This window comes from Epilithonimonas tenax DSM 16811, from assembly GCF_000428485.1.
GTDB classification, from domain to species: domain Bacteria; phylum Bacteroidota; class Bacteroidia; order Flavobacteriales; family Weeksellaceae; genus Epilithonimonas; species Epilithonimonas tenax.
Genome location: NZ_AUAA01000025.1, coordinates 38,134 through 56,610, shown reverse-complemented (window position 1 = coordinate 56,610; position 18,477 = coordinate 38,134). Strand labels below are relative to the sequence as shown.

The window sequence follows — 18,477 nt, the reverse complement described above, 5'->3', positions numbered from 1 at the left end:
CTCTATCGGCCGATCGGTAATGGAGGCAATTAAAAAATGGTATTAATTTCATCTATTTTTAACCAGTAACCATCCTTTAAGTAGAGCAAAATTCGGGATTTCAATAAGATACCAGTAGGTTCCAGAAGATAATTTTTGGTACGGGTTGATCTCATTATTCGCAGGATTTTTCCCATCATTGATGGTTAATTCTTTTACTAAAGTGCCGTTTTGATTAAATAGTTTCACTTTGATGGCTCCTGAATAAAAATTTAATGTACTCAAATCCCAAAAATCATTTATTCCATCTCCATTTGGAGTTATCACATTCGGAATTAAGGGGATGTGAATGGTATTCGACGCAACACAATTTGCTTTGCTCTTTTCCCTTACAAAAATGGTGTATGTACTGCCCTTTGAATACGGGAACTGATTTTCGTTCTGCCAGTTGATGCCATCTAAAGAATATTCATATGGTGCATTTCCTGAAGTGACGTGCACGATCAAATAGTTGGGAATTATTTCAATAGTAAATTCCGGCAAAACTCCTTCTTTAACCAAAACACATTGCACAAAAGAACAACCGTCAGTTGAGGTAATTTTAACGCAATATTCACCAGGTGAGCTCACCTTTATTTTCTGGGATTTTTCATTTGTAGGTGTCCATTCATAACCGGAAAATCCTTCGCCTGCATCCAATTCTAATGTTGTTCCTTTGCAAATATAATAAGGACCTGCACCCAAAGTAGCTGAATATGGATTTTTTCTAACATACAAGTCCAATGTTGCATACACTGTACATTTGTTTGGAACAGAAATTCTGGCAAAAATTATATCATGATCCGGAACGGCATTGGGATAAGAATTTGTGTTACTAATTGGGTTCTGATTCTGTTCTGCATCTTGCAAAGTTTCAAAAAAACTTACCGTTGCGTTAGTTTCTGTAGTTAGTGATGCCTTTGTAGATACCAAATCGAAACTGCCAACTCCTGTTCCCGTTATATTACAACTGAAAACATCCAAATTTTGAGTGTATTGTGGCTTTGATGTTATAGAAACTTGTTGTGTGTAGGTATTTGGAGCAACACAGCTTGTTAAAGATCCAGGATAATTGTAAGTCATTGTATAAACACCATTTTGACTGTTTGCAACATTTATCATGCCGGTTGTTGTATCAATAGATAAATTGGTGCTCGATGAAGAAAATGTTCCACCCATTTGAAAGCCAGAAGGTAAAATTGGCAAAACAGATGTAACATCATCACAAATTGTACTTGGAAAACTAAAATTGATGACAGGATTTGTGTAGGGCTTAATTTCAACATAAGTACCATAATCAACAGTTCCGCAAGTTGGATTTACATACTTGTTATAGTTTATTATGTAATTTCCTGGCGATGACTGAGCCAAATTAATCACGCCCGTTGTCGGATTTATTACTAAGCCATTGGTTGATGAAAAAATACCGCCTGCAGGAAAAGTTACGGGCAATTGCGGTGATAAAGAATTATATTTTTTAATACAAACCGGAGACTCATAACTGAAGTTGAGATTTGTAGTTGGTGGTGATGTATTGATTAATTGTATATCATCAAAAACAGTACAAATACCGTTACTCACCGTCCAGCGCAATGTGGCTGTTTGAGAATTTATAACAAAAATTTGTTTGGGATCCGATGAAGCATTGGGCGAAACATTACCATTGATAATTTCCCAAAATCCACTTTCTCCGGATGTGGGTACATTGGCATTCATTTGAAATATATTTGAACATTTCGTTTGATCTGGACCCGCATTGGCAATGGGTTTCGGAACTACTTCTACCAAAACATCTTTAGTTTTAGAACATGCACCGGTAGAGGACACTTTATATAGCGTTGTTGTAGTGGGAGAGGCTACGACGTGACTCCCAGCTGTAGTATTCAATCCCGCGGAAGGACTCCATACAAATGGACCGCAACCTTGTATTACATTTAAATCAACAGAATCTCCTGCACATATTTTTGCAGATGGAGGATCTACTCCAATTTCTTTTAGATTAATTCCTGCTGTCTGTTCAATGGCATAATCAAAATAGCATTTGTTACCAATTCCTTCAAGTTTGATGGTATACAATTCGCATTCTTCCAAAATATTATTTAGCTTCAATTCATAATAATTGGGATCCGGTATCCGATTTAAATCATAGGGTAAAACAAATCTTATCAATGGTTGAGATCCCGAAGTGATACAATCCGACTTATAAATACTAACATAAAGTTCAATGGGTGCATATCCACCTATGGTCTGCTCTGGTCCTCCATTTTTTATCCAAACGCCAAAAGCGGCACTTTTTCCTGATGCTTTGAATTTTAAATAACCTTTCTGAGGATTTAAAAAAGGTGTTCCATATGCATTATTATAAACGCCACAAAAAGATTTTCCGTATTCACAAAAAGCCTCGTTTGTGCATGTCGTCGGGATGTTGGTACTACAATTTGGATATGGCGGTTCGGGAGGAGTGATAACAGGTTTGTTGCCAAATGTTAAAGTCCAAGTGATCAAATTTCCAGATAATGAGGTTGAATTATTGTAAATTATTAAAGACCATTTTCCATCTCCAGATCGATTATTATTTAAAATTCCCAATGACGTTTCTGGTAAAAAATCCCCTGTAAATGGAGCGTCTCCTAGCACAACACTGTTTGTTGATACACCATCAAAACATGTTCCCAAATAATCCGAACCTTGTCCACCATTATTTTCACTAAGAGTAATAATTGAACCGAAAGGCGAACGTAAGGCTAATTTCAAATTCTCATCATGTGGAAAATTTATAGTAACACAAATTTTTTCTAAGCCGTAGCTGGAGTTCAAATTTCCAATGCCGTTAACCGAGATATCAAAGATGGTATAATCATTTTTCGGAATATTTCCTCCTACGCCGCTGAATGTCTGCGCTGTACAAAAATTAATAACAATGGTTAATAATATTATAAAATATTTTTTATCGATCATATGAAACAAATATGGTGATCTTGAATTTCTACATTTAACTTTCTGCGATTAATTTTTAGAAAATCCAGCGCTTTAGGAAACGTACCTGCAATATAAGGAATATATTCTTCGGGCGTATTCACGATTGAAATGAGTGCAGTTTTGCCATTTTTTTTAGCAAAATCGTAACGTTCAATAGCATCTTCGCCATCATTTGCTTCGTCCTCATCAGAATGACCTTCATCGTTCTTCCTGGCGATGACTTAAAAAAGATTCTCATCCACAAAATTCGGCAACGTCACCTTCAAATTCGGTTCTGCTTCCATTGCTCGTTTAATCGCAAAAACAGCGCCTTCATTTCTTGCCCAGCTTCGTCGGGAAATTCCGTTGTTCACGTCCCAGAAAAGCATAGATTTTAATCTTCTGTCAGCATCATCGCTACCATCGAGCAACATCCCGAATCCACCATTGATCACTTCGCCCCAGCCAACGCCACCACCGTTGTGAATACTCACCCAAGTCGCCCCACGGAAACTGTCGCCAATCACATTGTGAATCGCCATATCTGCGGTAAATCTTGAGCCGTCATAAATATTGGAAGTCTCTCTGTACGGCGAATCTGTTCCCGAAACATCGTGGTGGTCTCTTCCCAAAACCACCGCTCCGATTTCTCCGTTGGCAATGGCTTTGTTGAAGGCTTCAGCGATTTTCATTCTACCTTCGGCATCCGCGTATAGAATTCTCGCCTGCGAACCAACGACCAAATTGTTTTCCTGAGCGCCTTTAATCCACGTGATATTGTCTTTCATCTGCTGTTGAATTTCTTCGGGAGACGTTTTAATCATTTCCTCTAAAACGGCACACGCAATATCATCTGTTTTCTGCAAATCTTCCGGTTTTCCGCTTGCACAAACCCAACGGAATGGCCCGAAACCATAATCAAAACACATCGGTCCCATAATATCCTGAACGTAAGATGGGTATTTGAACTCTCTTCCCAACGTAGGATTTTCAGACATTACATCGGCTCCGGCTCTGGAAGCTTCGAGTAAAAAGGCATTTCCGTAATCGAAGAAATAAGTTCCTTTTGCTGTATGTTTATTGATAGCTGCAGCGTGTCTTCTCAAAGTTTCCTGAACTTTTTCTTTGAACAGTTCCGGGTTTTCTGCCATCATTGTATTGGAATCTTCAAACGAAATTCCAACCGGATAATAACCGCCCGCCCAAGGATTGTGGAGCGAACTTTGGTCTGAACCGATATCGATTCTTAGATTTTCTTCATCAAATTTTTCCCAGATGTCTACGATGTTTCCAAGATAAGCCAAAGAAACTGTTTCCTGATTTCCCTGAGCTTTTCTTACTCTTGCCACCAATTCATCCAAGTTTTCGTGGATTTCATTCACCCATTTCTGTTCGTGACGGATTTTGGTAATCTTAGGATTTACTTCTGCAATTACAGTAATACAACCTGCAATATTTCCGGCTTTTGGCTGAGCTCCAGACATTCCGCCCAAACCTGAAGTGACGAATAATCCTCCTTTTGGTTCTTTATTTATTTTTCTGAAAGCATTCAAAACGGTAATCGTCGTTCCGTGCACAATTCCCTGCGGACCAATGTACATATAAGATCCGGCGGTCATTTGTCCGTACTGCGAAACACCCAGCGCATTGAATTTTTCCCAATCATCCGGCTTGGAATAATTTGGAATCATCATTCCGTTGGTCACAACTACTCTCGGCGCATCTTTGTGCGAAGGAAATAATCCCATCGGATGACCGGAATACATCGTCAACGTCTGTTCTTCCGTCATTTCAGAAAGGTATTTCATCGTCAGAAGATACTGTGCCCAGTTGCTGAAAACTGCTCCGTTTCCACCGTAAGTAATCAATTCGTGAGGATGTTGAGCCACAGCATAATCCAGATTGTTCTGAATCATTAGCATAATTGCTTTTGCCTGTTCAGATTTTCCGGGATATTCAGCAATATCTCTTGCTTTCATCTCATAATCGGGACGGAAGCGGTACATATAAATTCTACCGTATTTTTCCAGCTCTTCTCTAAATTCAGGCAACAATTCTGCGTGGAATTTTGGGTCGAAATACCGTAAGGCGTTCTTTAATGCGAGCTTTTTCTCTTCATCTGTTAAGATTTCTTTACGTTTCGGAGCGTGGTTGATTTGCGTGTCGTATGTTTTTGGCTGAGGTAATTTGGTGGGGATACCTTGCTGTATTTGTTCTTTGAAAGTCATTATATAATTGATTGTTGTTGGTTGGTTGTTGTTGAGTTTTTTGTGGTTTTAAAGATATTCAAATTAGAAAAATATATGATAATGAATTTTGATAAAATTCTGCTCCATTGGAGGGGAGAATTTTGAAATTCACTAGGTGAATTTTAGAAGGACGGTTTATAGGAAATCTAATTTAGTAAATTTCATAGAACAATTGATATCACTTATATTTGCAGCTTCAAAAAACGATTCCAGTACATAATTTAAAGCTATCCAAGAAATGAATTACGAAGATAAAATCCAACAATCAGAAACGCGTGTTTTTAAAGTGGTTTTCCCGAATACGACCAATCACCACAACACGATGTTTGGTGGGAAAGTGATGGAAATGATGGATGAAGTGGCGTTTATGGCGGCCACTAGGTTTGCCAGAAAGTCTTTTGTAACCGTAAGTTGTGACCGGATCGACTTCAAAAAACCAATTCCGGCTGATACGATTGTAGAACTCGTGGGGCGTATCAAATATGTCGGAAATACCAGTGTAAAAGTGAATGTGGAGATTTTTGTGGAAGAGATGTACAATGATACGCGCGAAAAGGCGGTCTCAGGCGATTTGACTTTGGTGGCGATTGATGAAAATAAAAAGCCTTCCAGAATATTTAAAGATTTAAACTAAGCAAAAAAGCTTACCGAATGGGTAAGCTTTTTTGTTTCTTTATTCGATGATGTCATCGTTTTCTTCTTCGTGGTCATCTTCATTGTCGCTGGTGCTGTAATAATTGTTTTCCTCGTCCGGCAACTGATTGGTAATTTGATCAAAATTATCATCGTCTTCCGCACCTGGAACATCTAATCCGAAAGGCATCTCATCATTCACGTGGCTTGGATTTCTGATTGGATTTCCGTCGCCGTCGATAGGAATATGTTCTTCTCTGTTGAAAATATCTTCACCTGGATTGTAATCCAAATCTTCTAAATTTTTTTCAATGTGATCTTCTGGTGTCATACTATTTATTTTTGGTTGACTGAAGATAGACAAATATGAGTCCAAGCTTGGTTTTTGAAAGATTTATTTTAATGACTTTAATCTTCGTACACTACAGGATTCACGCAAGTCGGCATTTTTTCGCCTTTACTGAAAGCGACTACGTTTTCTGCTGCCAATCTTGCCATCCCGCTTCTGGCTTCCAAAGTTGCGGAACCGATGTGTGGTAAAACACAAACGTTTGGAAGGGCTAATAATGGACTGTCTTTCTGCATCGGTTCTGGATTGGTGACGTCCAAACCTGCACCCCAGATTTTACCCGAAATCAAAGCTTCGAACAAATCTTTCTCATTGTGAAAACCACCTCTTGCCGTGTTGATGAAAATCAGGTTTTCCTTCATTTTTTCGAAAACATCCTTATTGAAAAGGTCAGCTTGTTCGGGTGTATAATTGGCGTGGATGCTGATGATGTCTGAGTTTTCAACTAATTCGTCGAAAGAAACATATTTTGCGCCGAGTGCTTTTTCAGCTGGTTCGTTGTGGTTTCTGTTGTGGTAGATGATGTTCGTCCCGAAAGCGGATTTGCATTTTTTAGCCATTTCAAAACCGATTCTTCCAAGTCCTAAAATACCCAAAGTTTTTCCGTACAGTTCCTGACCGAGTTCTTCCATAGCGTCAAAATCTTTCCAGTTTCCCGATTTTACTTTGGCGATGTTGTAGCTTGCTTTTCTGGAGACCATCTGCATTAATAGAAATGCGACGTCAGAAGTAGCTCTGCTCAAAACGTCTGGCGTATTTCCGACTGCGACTTTTCTTTTTGTCGCTTCAGCGATATCAACTTGGTCGAATCCAACGGAGAATAGAGCGATGGCTTTTACATTCGGGCAAGCGTCGAAGAATGATTTGTCATATTTGTTTTTTCCGCCGACACTTAGGATGATGTCTGCTTTCTTACAGCTTTGCAGCCATTCCTCGTGGGTTGGATGTTCTGTTTCCGGTAACATAATATCTAAATTTCCGTCCTTCAAAATCTCAATGCCGTTTTCAGGAATTCTTTTGTTGATGAATACTTTCATTTTATTTAGATTTTAATATAATTACTGAAATGTGATTTTAACAGTGAATCTGCAGCCCGACTTGAACGGAAATCCTTTTTTGCTTGTAATCAGTTTCTATTGAACTGAAATCGTTCTGCAAAAAAGATTGACTTCGTCGAACCACTTCGTTAGGTTTGGGAGTGGAAGGCGGATAAAGCTGCCCAAACCTAATGCAATAGTTGGATGTAGTCAAATTTTAAAAAGGAAAAACCGGAAAATTGCTTCCGGTTTTTTATGTTGTGCTGATATTTCAATGTTTGATCAATCAATTTTCGTTGGTCTTTCTTTATCCTTAGTGAAAAAGAACTTGATAATGATAGGCAAAGTTGTGACCAAAACGATGACCAAAACAATGATTTCCAGTTTTTTCTTCAAATCGATGCCGAATTGGTCCATAAATAATTTGTCCAGATAATGCCCGGCAAAAATCATGGTGAACGACCACGCAAATGCTCCGACGACGTTGTAGTAGAAGAATTTTTTCTTGTCCATCTTCACAATTCCAGCAACGATGGGTGCAAATGTTCTTACGATTGGTAAGAATCTGGCCAGGATTACGGCTACTGTTCCGTGGTCTTCAAAGAAATCGTGTGCTTTGAAAAGGTATTTTTTCTTGAACAGGAACGTGTCTTTTCTCTCGTACAACAAAGGGCCGCTTTTGTAACCAAACCAATAGCCAATCTCGTTTCCGATGATGGCGGCAAAGGCAACTGCCGTCGCAAGAATCGTTGTGTCCAGAAAATCTGAACCTGTCGTTCCAAATGTCGTATCAATGATCTTAACGGCGTAGATCCCTGAAATAAAGAGCAAACTGTCGCCCGGCAAAAAGAAGCCTACAAAAAGTCCTGTCTCTGCAAAAATGATAAATAAAATAAGCCAAAAACCACCCATTTTGATGTAAAATTCGGGGTTAAGTAAGTCTTTCCAGCTTTCGAAATGTTCCATAGTTTTCTGTCTTGCGCAAAGATATTAAAAGGAAATTGAATTAATAAGCTTAAAATGAAAATTAGGAATATTTAACTCAAAGATCATATTTGTCTTTCCATTTATCCTTGAGCTGTTCGCGGATTTTCTTCTCTGTAGAGTTGTTGGCGGGATTGTAAAAAGTCGTGCCCGTAATGTCGTCCGGTAAAAACTCCAGGTTTACAAAATTGCCTTCGTAGGAATGTGCGTATTGATAATCTTTTCCGTAATCCAGATTTTTCATCAGTTTGGTTGGCGCATTTCTGAGGTGGAGTGGGACTGGCAAGTTTCCTGTCTTCTTTACAAAAGCCATTGCTTCGTTGATGGCGTTGTACGTGGAATTGCTTTTAGGAGAAACAGCCAGATAAACGGCGGTTTCGCTGAGGATAATTCGGGCTTCCGGATTTCCGATGACGTTGATGGCCTGGAAACAGTTATTTGCGATGACCAAAGCATTTGGATTTGCTAATCCAATATCTTCAGCTGCAAGGATCATCATTCTTCGGGCAATGAATTTGATATCTTCGCCACCCACCAGCATTCTGGCAAGCCAGTAAATAGCACCATTTGGGTCGGAGCCACGCATCGACTTGATAAAGGCAGAAATGATATCGTAATGTTGTTCTCCGTTTTTGTCGTACAACGCCATATTTTCCTGCAGAACCGAGAGGACATCTTTGTTGGAGATCTGATTTTTTTTGGCGGATTTGAATTGATTTAAAACCAATTCGATAGAATTAATCAGCTTTCTCGCATCACCTCCGGAATATTGGATGAAGGCTTCTTTTTCTTCCAGAAAGAATTTGGTTTGGTTAAGGTCATTGTATTTGGAAACAGCAATGTCAGCAAGCTCTTCCAATTTCTCAAAAGTCAAAGCCTTCAGGATGTAAACCTGAGTTCTGGAAAGTAGCGCAGAAACGACTTCGAAACTTGGATTTTCCGTGGTAGCACCGATAAGCGTGATCCAACCTTTTTCAACGGCGTGAAGCAAAGAGTCCTGCTGAGACTTATTGAATCTATGAATCTCATCAATGAAAAGAATCGGGTTTTTTCCGGAAAAGAGATTTTGTTTTTTGGCTTCGTCGATAATATCTCGTACGTCTTTTACACCTGCGGAAACGGCAGATAATTTGTAGAATTTTCTTCCTGAACTTTCGGAGATGATTTCTGCCAAAGTCGTTTTTCCTGTTCCTGGCGGTCCCCAAAAAATCAGGGAATTAATGGTGTCATTCGCCATCATTCTTTTGATGGTTCCGGATTTTCCAGTGAGATGTTCTTGGCCCAAAACATCATCCAGAGTTTTCGGACGCAGGATTTCGGCAAGAGGTGAATTGTTCATATATCAAAATTACGGAATTTAAAGACTTTCCGAAAATTATACATCTTAATAAAATAGCATTTAATAAAAAAGATAAATATTTATTGTTTATCAATAAATATTTGTTGATATTTGCGATGTCAAAATGATTACAAATGAAAACAAAAACAGTTCTTTCTATTCTGAATGTCCTTGCCTGGATTGCGTTTATAGGATTGTGTATCCAAACGGGAACCTTCTTATTTGCAGGCATTGCCGGTTTAATGTTCGAGGGAACTGGTGGATCAAAAATTGCCATTCTGGGTTATAATTTTTCAGATTTACATTTTCAGACCAAAACGAATTTTCTCTACCTAATTTCTATTCTTGTTTTCTTTTCCGCATCCAAAGCTTATCTTTTTTATCTGACGATTGAGATTTTGAAAAAGATAAATTTAGAAAATCCATTCAATAAAGTCATTTCGAATTTGATTTTGAAAATCAGCTATGTTTCTTTTGAAATTTGGATTGTTTGGGTAATCATCGATCAATATATAGAACGTCTAATCAAAAACGGTTATGAGGTTTCAACAATTAAAAATCATATAGATTCTGCTGGAAGTTTCATCTTCCTCGCCGGAATCATCTACGTCATCGCTCAAATCTTCAAAAGAGGCATCGAGTTGCAAAACGAAAACGATTTAACCATTTAAGTAATGCCTATAATTGTAAACCTGGACGTGATGATGGCCAAACGCAAAATGTCACTCAATGAACTTTCAGGAAAAGTGGATTTGACGCTTTCAAACCTTTCAATTTTGAAAACAGGAAAGGCAAAAGCCGTAAGATTCAGTACTTTGGAAGCGATCTGTAAAGCTTTAGATTGTCAGCCGGCGGATATCTTGGAATATAGAAAAGAAGATTAAAGCTTTCTGCTGATCACGTAATCCAACATCAGTTTCAAAGATTCCTTCGCTTCGTTGTCAGGGAATTCTGATAGAATCGCGAGTGCCTTCTGCTGATAATCCTTCATTGTTTGAATGGCATAATCCATTCCGCCAGAAGATTTTACAAACTCCACCAGTGCGCGCACTTTTTTGGAATCGTTGTTATAACGCTTTATTGTTGCGAAATATTTTTTGTAATTCTCAGGACTTGCGTTCTTCAAAGTATAGATCAATGGCAAAGTCATTTTCTGTTCTTTGATGTCAATACCAACAGGTTTCCCGATGATGTTACTGGTCTGATAATCAAAAAGATCATCTTTGATCTGAAAAGCCATGCCGGTGTAAGTCCCGAATTCCTGCATTTTTTTTGCAGTCGCTTCGTCCACGTTGTTGGAAAGAACTCCCACTTCACAGCAAGCTGCAATCAAAGTGGCTGTTTTCTGGCGGATGATTTCGTAATAAACATCCTCTGTAATATCCAGTTTTCGGGCTTTCTCCAGTTGTAGCAATTCACCTTCCGACATCTCACGTATCGTTCTGGAAATCACCGCAAGAAGGTCAAAATCCTTATTGTCCGTAGAAAGCAAAACCGATTTGGAAAGCAGATAATCGCCAACCAACACTGCAATTTTATTTTTCCAAAGTGCATTGATAGAGAAGAAATTACGGCGTTTGAAACTCTCATCCACCACATCATCATGCACCAAAGTTGCCGTGTGGATCAGTTCAATCATACTTGCACCACGAAAGGTTTTTTCGTTTACATTTCCCACCAGTTTGGCGCAGAGAAACACAAACATCGGACGCATCTGTTTCCCTTTTGTGGTAACGATGAAACGCGTGACCTTGTCCAATAGAGCAACATTACTTTTCATAGATTCGTAAAACTTTTGCTCGAAAAGTTTCATTTCATCAGAGATCGGAGCCTTGATTAATTCTACTGTATTTGCCACTGTTTGCCTTTAAAGATTATGTTTTTTTGGGGCAAGACGATTGTTTTTCTTGTCACTTGTCCAACCCGCTTTCCGTTGCAATCTTTTTTTGTCGCTGACTTCGACTACGCTCAGTCAACAACAAAAAAAGGATTTCCACTGCAATCGGGGCTATGTTGAGGATTTGTCTATCGATTGACCCAAAAATGATTGATAAAAATAGGATGCAGAATTTATGAGTCTTATTTCTAATATCCCACTTCTAAGATCTGATCTATTATTCTACAAATATAATTATTCTAAATCTTTAAATGGGATAAAATAGAGACTTTGAGGTACTTTTTTGATTTTTATACTGAATCGCTCTCCCGAAATATAAATTCCTTTTTCCGTTGCCGTAATTCCTTCGATTTGTCCAATGTTGAATGCTCTTCCCAAAGCATATTTTTTTGCGGGCTTGCTGAAGAATAGATTTCCAGTTTCATCTCTTTCAAAAATCATCAAATATACCGACGCATTTTTGGTATAACCAACCACGTACAATTTATCACCAAAAACCGAAGCGTCCGTCACCACAAATCCTGTGTCAAAACTTTCCAGCTTCTGAGCTGGTTGATCTTCTGTCAGATTTTGATCAATCATATAATGAGACACAGTGTTCGTAACCCATTCTTTCGTGAAAAGATGAATGTTTCCATCCAAAAAAATCATCGCCTCCGCATCAAAATTATTGTCAATATTTTTCGGTGCAAAATCAATTTGTTCCGGATAATGAAAAGGAATTATTTTTATTGAATCAGCAATCAAAGAATCATTCTTGAAAGGAACTTGATAGATTTTCAGGTCTTTCCTAGTTCCGAGATTATTTCCAAATTCTCCAATGTAAAAGTTTTCACCATCATTAGTCATTGCTTCCCAATCAATATTTTTAAGTCCGGTTGGATAAGCGTTTTCTATGAATGAACTTCCAGCTTTTATTTCAAAAATTTCGCTTGTATTACCGCTGTCGTTGAAGGAAAATAGTCTTCCATTTATACTCGTCAAACCAGAAGATTCTTTCAAGGAATCGCTTAAAACTGCAATTTTATAATTTTTCAGATTTAAAGATTGCGTTTTCTGTGCATCGATTTGAAAACTTAATAAAAGAAATAAGAAATAGAAAATCTTTTTCATATTTGTAAAAATAAGAATAGATTTTTTGAGAAGAAAACTTAATGGATTAAAATATTGTTAAAGAATTATTTGAACTTAAGTTGTAAATAACCAACTGCTGTGATTGTGGAAAAATAGTATTTTCGATATTTTACCCAGAATCTATTTTTGGTTTTAGAATCTTCCTTTAAAATGATATTTATGTTTTTTGGCAAGATTAAAAGAGAATTTCCATTTTCTTTTTCACTGTGTTTTTGAGTAGAAGTGCAGATATTTAATTCACTTGAATTTTTACTTATTAAAATTTGATTTTTATCATTATCAATAAACAGAATTTTATCCGAATTATTTATTTCTGAATCAATTTCAATAATTATCAAATCTGATATTTTATTACCAACAAAAATATTGATTATCAATAAAACAGCAGCAAACGAAAAGTATTTGAAACCAGATGGTTTTCGGATTAAAGTGTAAATATACGCTACAAATAATATAATTGAAACAGAAAGAATAATAAAATAAATAACTTCTAAAAAGGAAATCATTAGTCAGCAGATTTATTCGCCAATTGTCCGCAAGCTGCGTCAATATCGCCGCCGCGGCTTTTTCTGACCATGATGGTGATGCCTGCTTTTTCCAGTTCACGCACGTATTTTTCTTCAGCAGCAATACTTCTGTGGTCAAATTTCCCTTCACCAATGGGGTTGTATTGGATTAGGTTGACTTTGCTAGGGACTTGTCTGCAATATCTGATCAAGGCTTTGATGTCTTCATCACCATCATTGATGCCTTTCCATACGCAATATTCAAATGTGATAGGTGAACCTGTTTTCTGATACCAATATTGAAGCGCATCCATAATGTCTGTCAGTGGAAACTTTTCAGAAAATGGCATAATGTCATTTCTTTTATGCTCGATTGCGGAATGTAAAGACAAAGCCAATTTTACTTTGATCTCTTCATCTGCCAGCATTTTTATCATCTTCGGAATCCCGGATGTAGAAACGGTGATTCTTCTTGGCGACATTCCCAAGCCTTCCGGTTGTGTGATCTTATGAATGGCTTCGACGACGTTTTTGTAATTCATCATCGGTTCACCCATTCCCATAAACACAATGTTTGTGAGTGGTCTGTCAAAATATTCCTTACTTTGACGATCAATCAATGCTACTTGATCCACGATTTCTGCAACTTCCAAGTTTCTCATCCTCTTCAGTTTGGCTGTTGCGCAAAATTCGCAATTCAAAGAACAGCCAACTTGCGAAGAAACGCAGGCGGTACTTCTGGATTCAGTCGGGATTAAAACCGACTCAACCATCAATCCGTCGTGAAGTTTCACGCCGTTTTTAATCGTTCCGTCTGTGGATTTTTGTAAAAGATCAATTGAAATGGGGTTGATGAAAAAATCGCGTGACAGATTTTCCCTCAGCTCTTTGGAAAGATTAGACATCTCATCAAAGGAATGCATATTCTTGCTCCAAAGCCAATCGTAAACCTGTTTCGCACGGAAAGGTTTTTCGCCAATCGTTCCGAAATAGTCTTTGATCTGGTCCAAAGTAAGTGTTCTAATGTCCTTCAATGCTGTGATATTTTTGCAAAGATACGGGATAATGTACCAATTCAAAAATATTACAATATAACAATAGATAAATATGATAATCGAAATATTGTCAATATTAAGACATTTACTTTTAAGTATTTAATTCATTATTAAATTGTTACATTGTTAGGCTGATTTATTGTTCGATTAGATTAAAGTATTTTGAATTTTGAATCGTCTTTATTAATATATTCATAATTCTTACATTTGCATTGATTTTTACCCTCATGGAATTCCAAACCCTTTACGATAGCCCTTTTAAACTGAAGCTTTCTTTTGAAAAACTGATTCAAAAAATGGAGTCAGAAGCTTTTCAAAATGCAGATTATGCAGTTTCTCATCACAGTATTTTAGAAAGAATAAAAGACTTTCCAGAGCTGAAAGAAGGCATCAATGATTTGGGGTTTTTTGTGAAAAATGAAACATTGATGAAGGATCTTCTCAAAGATCTTTTCCCGCCAATGCTCACGAAAAACGAAATCAAAGCGATTGGTTTTCCTTTTTATAATTTCTTTTTCAACCCGACAGAACGTTTCCAGACGATTATACAAAAAGCAGGTGAAAATTTTGATATGCTGATTAAAGATATGGATCCGCACCGTTTTTACGTCATGTGTTGCTGTATTATTTTGAGGGATTATTACAATGTACAGCTTAATTTTGCCATGCCTTTCATTTTTGATATTCCGAATGAGGAAGGCATTGTGAGCCATTACCGTTTCCTTAATAATGTGGATTTTATAGAGGTCTATCCGAAGGAAAATGTCAAGAGATTAACAGAAAACGAGATTTCAGAATTGCTAGACAATTTCGAAGATCAGGAACTTTGGAAAGAAAAATTCCCTCTGGAAAGTTGGGAGTTGAAAGGTTTTGCGGTGATCAGTTTCTTTGATGCCACCACAGAAAATGCGATTTCAAATCTGAAAAGCAAACTCATCAACATCGAAGAAGATGAGAATCTGAAAGGCGAACTGAATACCATTTTTCGATCCATCTTTCAGGTGGCCGATCTGGAAGTAGGGTACACAGCCATCAATCACGAAGATAATAAATTTGTGAGAAGCCCTATCAATGGGGTGATGGATAGTTTTATCCTGACGTCAGGCCCTAGAGATTGTAAGAATGAAATGCTTTGCGAACAGAGTTTCAATACCTTGGTAGATTCAAAAAAATACTTCAGTGTTTCTGATGTGGACAAAAGTTTGCAGGAGTATCCGGAAAGCCAGATGGTGAAACAGCTGTACGAAGCCGGCATCAAAAGTGCCATTTTTGCGCCCATCATCAAGGACAAAAAGATACTCGGAATTGTAGAACTGGTTTCCAGAAAAAAACAGCTGAATAGCATCAATGCCAACAAAATGGAAATCGTCATGCCTTATCTGGTAGATACGATGGAGAGGCTTTATACGGGAATCGAGACTAGAGTTCAGGCAATTATTCAGCGAGAATATACATCCATACACCCCAGTGTTTACTGGAAATTCCGGCAGCAAGCGGAACGTCACATTGGCCTCTTCAATGAAGAGTTTGATTTGCCTTACAGAAACATCACTTTTCAGGATCTGACGCCACTCTTTGGACAGACCGATATTCGGAATTCTTCGGTTTCCAGAAATCAGGTGATCAAGCAGGATATGGACATTCAGTTGGGATTGGTAGCCGATTTGCTATCAAAATTCAGTTCAGACATTGACCTTGATATTTTAAAAAATAAGCTCAGTTATTATAAAGAATTGCTCCAGACCGATATCAAAGCTGATACAGAAAATATAGTCCAGAGCTTCCTATTGTCGGAGGTTCATCCAATACTTACTTCTGTAAAACTTCAGAATATCGAGTATAATCAATGGGTTACAGAATATTTCAAAAAGTTGGATCCAAGAACCAACATGGTTTATGATTTCCGAAAGAAATTTGATGAGAGTCTGTCTGCTATCAACAAAAATCTGGCAGACATTCTGGACAAACGACAGGAGGAGCAGCAGCTGCGTTTTCCCTTCTATTACGAGCGTTTCAAAACCGATGGTGTGGAACACAATATGTACATTGGGTCTTCTATTGCACCAGATTTGACCTATGATAAAGTCTTTTTGAAAAACCTAAGATTGTGGCAGCTGCGTGTCCTTTGCGAAACAGAACTAGCGTATAACAGCTACAAGAAAAAACTGGATTATTCTCTGGATGTCGCCTCGCTAATTTTGGTTTACAGCACGCCAATCAGCATCAGATTTCGAATGGATGAAAAACGTTTTGATGTCGATGGAAGCTACAATGCGCGCTACGAAATGATCAAAAAACGAATTGACAAATCAACGATTAAAAACTCGACGGAACGCATCACACAACCAGGAAAAATCAGCATTATTTTTTCTCAGGAAAGAGAAAGACAGGATTATCTGGAACTGATCAGGATTCTTCAGAATCAAAATGTGCTGGAATCAACAGTGGAAGAACTGGAAGTGGAAGATCTGCAAGGCATCAATGGTTTGAAAGCTTTAAGAGTGGGCGTGAATTATGACGCTACGGAAGTGGATTATGATTTTGTGGAGGTGGTTTAAGATTTTATTTTTTTGTAGATAATTTTAACTCCATCTTTATTCTCTTCACTGTTAAATATTCTTGCATTTTCTGGGTATTCAATTTCAATGGCTTGATTGTTTAGCCATTTTGTTTTCAATTCTATAATCTCTCTACTTTCATTCATTTTAGCTATTCCGTGATCAGAGTCTGCGCTTAAGATATTTCCAACATCATTATCCCGTAGTTTATAATCAGATTCAACAATGCTAATTTGTGTTGCAAAATCTGATATCGCCACAATTGACTGAAAAAACTAAAACTTTTAATTTTCCATTTGGAGATAACTTAGATTCCACCAAATTACTTCCGCACATCTTATCAACTCCAAATATATTATTTAAAATAATCCCAATAAAGATCACAAATCCTAAAATGGAAATTCCAATAATCGAAAGAATTATTTTTAAGGTTTTAGACATTATTCCAAATTTCAAAAAAATCTAAGCCGTCACATGCCTAAAAGCCACCACAAAAGCAATCACAGAAACAATAATACCAATTGTGAAAACCGTGTAAGTCAGTCTCAATAATTTGTATTTTCTGTTCAAAACAATTCCCAGATAATAAAGATCTTTGATCATCGTATCGTAAAGATATTGTCTGTCGGCCATCATTTCCTTCATCGCCCAGAGATATTCTTCCATCGGCATTTTGTAGAAATTGCCGAAGAACAGAAGATTGACTTTTTTATCCTCAATTTCTTTTCTCGTAAACGTTCCGCTCGACACTTTTGGTCTTGTGGACATTATCGCCAAAATAATACACGCCACACTCGACATTATCATAATGAAAGTCGGAATGATCAGATGTGAATTATTCGGCGCATCCAATTTTGGAATTAAGGTAGATAGTGCGACAGAAATAATAATGGCATTCACAGAAAGCAGGATATTCGCTTTGCTGTCAGCTATTTGGCTCAGTTTTGTGTGGTTGTTCAGCGTCACTCTGAACATCGTTTCAATGCCTCTTTCCGGAGTATCCAGTTTTTCCAGTTTCTTCTTGTTCAGAAGTGCTTTATCTTTATCCTGATTATCTTTTCCTTTCTTCGCTTCTTTCAAATCTTTGATTTTGTCAAATATCTTTGCCGTATTTTTTTCTTTGATGGGTTGCCAGTTTTCCTGAGCAAATCTGGTGTAGAAGTGGTGTTTTGCAAAGAAAGCCGTATTCATTTCCGCCCATTGCAGTTTACTGAATTTCTGATGATGAACTTCCTTTATTTCCTGTCTCAGATTTTCACAAACGTCGAAATAATCATCCGAAGCCAAATGATACAAGTCTGCATCTTTGATGATGTTTTCCAGATGATTGGTCGGTTTGTAAAATTTTTCAGTGGCCAGAATCAGCTTGCCAATAGTTTCAATTCGATGGTCTTCCAACTGATGTTCTTTCAGAAATTTAGAAGCCATTTTCTGGCTTTCCTCCTCGTGATTGTCGCTGTCGTCAATGTAACCTAGATCGTGAAACCATCCTGCCAGAAGGAGATTTTCCGTATCTTCGGGACTTGCGTTTTCCTCTTTTGCCAGGATTTTTATCTTCTCAACAACCTGCATGGTGTGGTCCAGATTATGATAAGTATAAGCAGAAGATAATCTATCTTTGAATAAATTTTTAACGTAATCTTCTGAGATCTTTAAAATATCCATAAAAGCAATTTGAAACAAATTTAAGAAAGTATTGACAGCTTAGTAATTTTAATTTTGTTAAATATTGTTAGAGTTTCAGTAATTTTAGTTTTTTG

16 protein-coding genes are annotated in these 18,477 nt (G+C 37.5%); 4 read left to right on the top strand and 12 right to left on the bottom strand.

The genetic code is table 11. The features are described 5' to 3' along the window. Positions 1–48: 48 nt before the first annotated feature. Together F564_RS0112230 and F564_RS0112215 are read right to left on the bottom strand one after the other, a co-directional pair. On the bottom strand, positions 49–2,976 hold the full coding sequence (locus F564_RS0112230; RefSeq protein ID WP_028122907.1) for a T9SS type B sorting domain-containing protein: 2,928 nt from the start codon (positions 2,974–2,976) through the stop codon (positions 49–51). A 242-nt stretch (positions 2,977–3,218) separates the two neighbouring features. Then, positions 3,219–5,204 (bottom strand): urocanate hydratase, encoded by a 1,986-nt coding sequence (locus tag F564_RS0112215; RefSeq protein WP_028122906.1) that lies wholly within the window; start codon positions 5,202–5,204, stop codon positions 3,219–3,221. Positions 5,205–5,463: 259 nt separating this feature from the next. Between F564_RS0112215 and F564_RS0112210 the strand changes: the two genes are divergently transcribed. Further along, the gene (locus F564_RS0112210) at positions 5,464–5,859 is read left to right on the top strand and encodes an acyl-CoA thioesterase (RefSeq protein ID WP_028122905.1); all 396 of its coding nucleotides are present in this window, start codon (positions 5,464–5,466) and stop codon (positions 5,857–5,859) included. Between the two features lie 39 nt (positions 5,860–5,898). On the opposite strand, the gene F564_RS0112205 is transcribed toward F564_RS0112210, so the two are convergent. The 4 genes from F564_RS0112205 to F564_RS0112190 all read right to left on the bottom strand — a co-directional run bounded on the left by F564_RS0112205 (position 5,899) and on the right by F564_RS0112190 (position 9,567). Beyond that, positions 5,899–6,189: a hypothetical protein gene (locus tag F564_RS0112205; protein WP_028122904.1), complete on the bottom strand. Its 291-nt coding sequence runs from the start codon at positions 6,187–6,189 to the stop codon at positions 5,899–5,901. 77 nt (positions 6,190–6,266) lie between these two features. Beyond that, positions 6,267–7,244 carry a 2-hydroxyacid dehydrogenase gene (locus F564_RS0112200; protein WP_028122903.1) on the bottom strand — a complete coding sequence of 326 codons (978 nt, stop codon included), beginning with the start codon at positions 7,242–7,244 and terminating at the stop codon, positions 6,267–6,269. A gap of 282 nt (positions 7,245–7,526) precedes the next feature. After that, complete coding sequence (locus F564_RS0112195; protein WP_028122902.1) at positions 7,527–8,210, bottom strand: DedA family protein; 684 nt, start codon at positions 8,208–8,210, stop codon at positions 7,527–7,529. 76 nt (positions 8,211–8,286) lie between these two features. Beyond that, positions 8,287–9,567 (bottom strand): replication-associated recombination protein A, encoded by a 1,281-nt coding sequence (locus F564_RS0112190; RefSeq protein ID WP_028122901.1) that lies wholly within the window; start codon positions 9,565–9,567, stop codon positions 8,287–8,289. A 134-nt stretch (positions 9,568–9,701) separates the two neighbouring features. Here F564_RS0112190 and F564_RS0112185 point away from each other — a divergent pair, with 134 nt between their 5' ends. Together F564_RS0112185 and F564_RS0112180 are read left to right on the top strand one after the other, a co-directional pair. Then, positions 9,702–10,238 carry a DUF2975 domain-containing protein gene (locus tag F564_RS0112185; RefSeq protein ID WP_028122900.1) on the top strand — a complete coding sequence of 179 codons (537 nt, stop codon included), beginning with the start codon at positions 9,702–9,704 and terminating at the stop codon, positions 10,236–10,238. Positions 10,239–10,241: 3 nt separating this feature from the next. Further along, positions 10,242–10,451, top strand: coding sequence for a helix-turn-helix domain-containing protein (locus tag F564_RS0112180; RefSeq protein ID WP_028122899.1), 210 nt, complete (start codon positions 10,242–10,244; stop codon positions 10,449–10,451). Here the strand turns inward: F564_RS0112180 and F564_RS0112175 are convergent. From F564_RS0112175 to rlmN, 4 genes are all read right to left on the bottom strand, one after another. Then, on the bottom strand, positions 10,448–11,425 hold the full coding sequence (locus F564_RS0112175) for a polyprenyl synthetase family protein (RefSeq protein ID WP_028122898.1): 978 nt from the start codon (positions 11,423–11,425) through the stop codon (positions 10,448–10,450). The two genes, F564_RS0112180 and F564_RS0112175, sit on opposite strands and share 4 nt — an antisense overlap. 273 nt (positions 11,426–11,698) lie before the next feature. Beyond that, positions 11,699–12,577 (bottom strand): hypothetical protein, encoded by an 879-nt coding sequence (locus F564_RS0112170; protein WP_028122897.1) that lies wholly within the window; start codon positions 12,575–12,577, stop codon positions 11,699–11,701. 65 nt (positions 12,578–12,642) lie between these two features. Then, positions 12,643–13,104 carry a hypothetical protein gene (locus F564_RS0112165; RefSeq protein ID WP_028122896.1) on the bottom strand — a complete coding sequence of 154 codons (462 nt, stop codon included), beginning with the start codon at positions 13,102–13,104 and terminating at the stop codon, positions 12,643–12,645. Next, positions 13,104–14,138 carry a 23S rRNA (adenine(2503)-C(2))-methyltransferase RlmN gene (gene rlmN, locus F564_RS0112160; protein ID WP_028122895.1) on the bottom strand — a complete coding sequence of 345 codons (1,035 nt, stop codon included), beginning with the start codon at positions 14,136–14,138 and terminating at the stop codon, positions 13,104–13,106. Before rlmN ends, F564_RS0112165 begins: the two co-directional genes overlap by 1 nt. A 317-nt stretch (positions 14,139–14,455) precedes the next feature. On the opposite strand from rlmN, the gene F564_RS0112155 reads away from it, so the two are divergent. Then, positions 14,456–16,717 carry a GAF domain-containing protein gene (locus F564_RS0112155; RefSeq protein WP_154656865.1) on the top strand — a complete coding sequence of 754 codons (2,262 nt, stop codon included), beginning with the start codon at positions 14,456–14,458 and terminating at the stop codon, positions 16,715–16,717. On the opposite strand, the gene F564_RS0112150 is transcribed toward F564_RS0112155, so the two are convergent. Continuing rightward, entirely contained in the window at positions 16,714–16,977 is a 264-nt protein-coding gene (locus F564_RS0112150) for a hypothetical protein (protein WP_028122893.1), read from the bottom strand. The two genes, F564_RS0112155 and F564_RS0112150, sit on opposite strands and share 4 nt — an antisense overlap. 202 nt (positions 16,978–17,179) lie before the next feature. Further along, positions 17,180–18,382: a Pycsar system effector family protein gene (locus F564_RS0112140; RefSeq protein ID WP_028122891.1), complete on the bottom strand. Its 1,203-nt coding sequence runs from the start codon at positions 18,380–18,382 to the stop codon at positions 17,180–17,182. Positions 18,383–18,477: the final 95 nt, after the last annotated feature.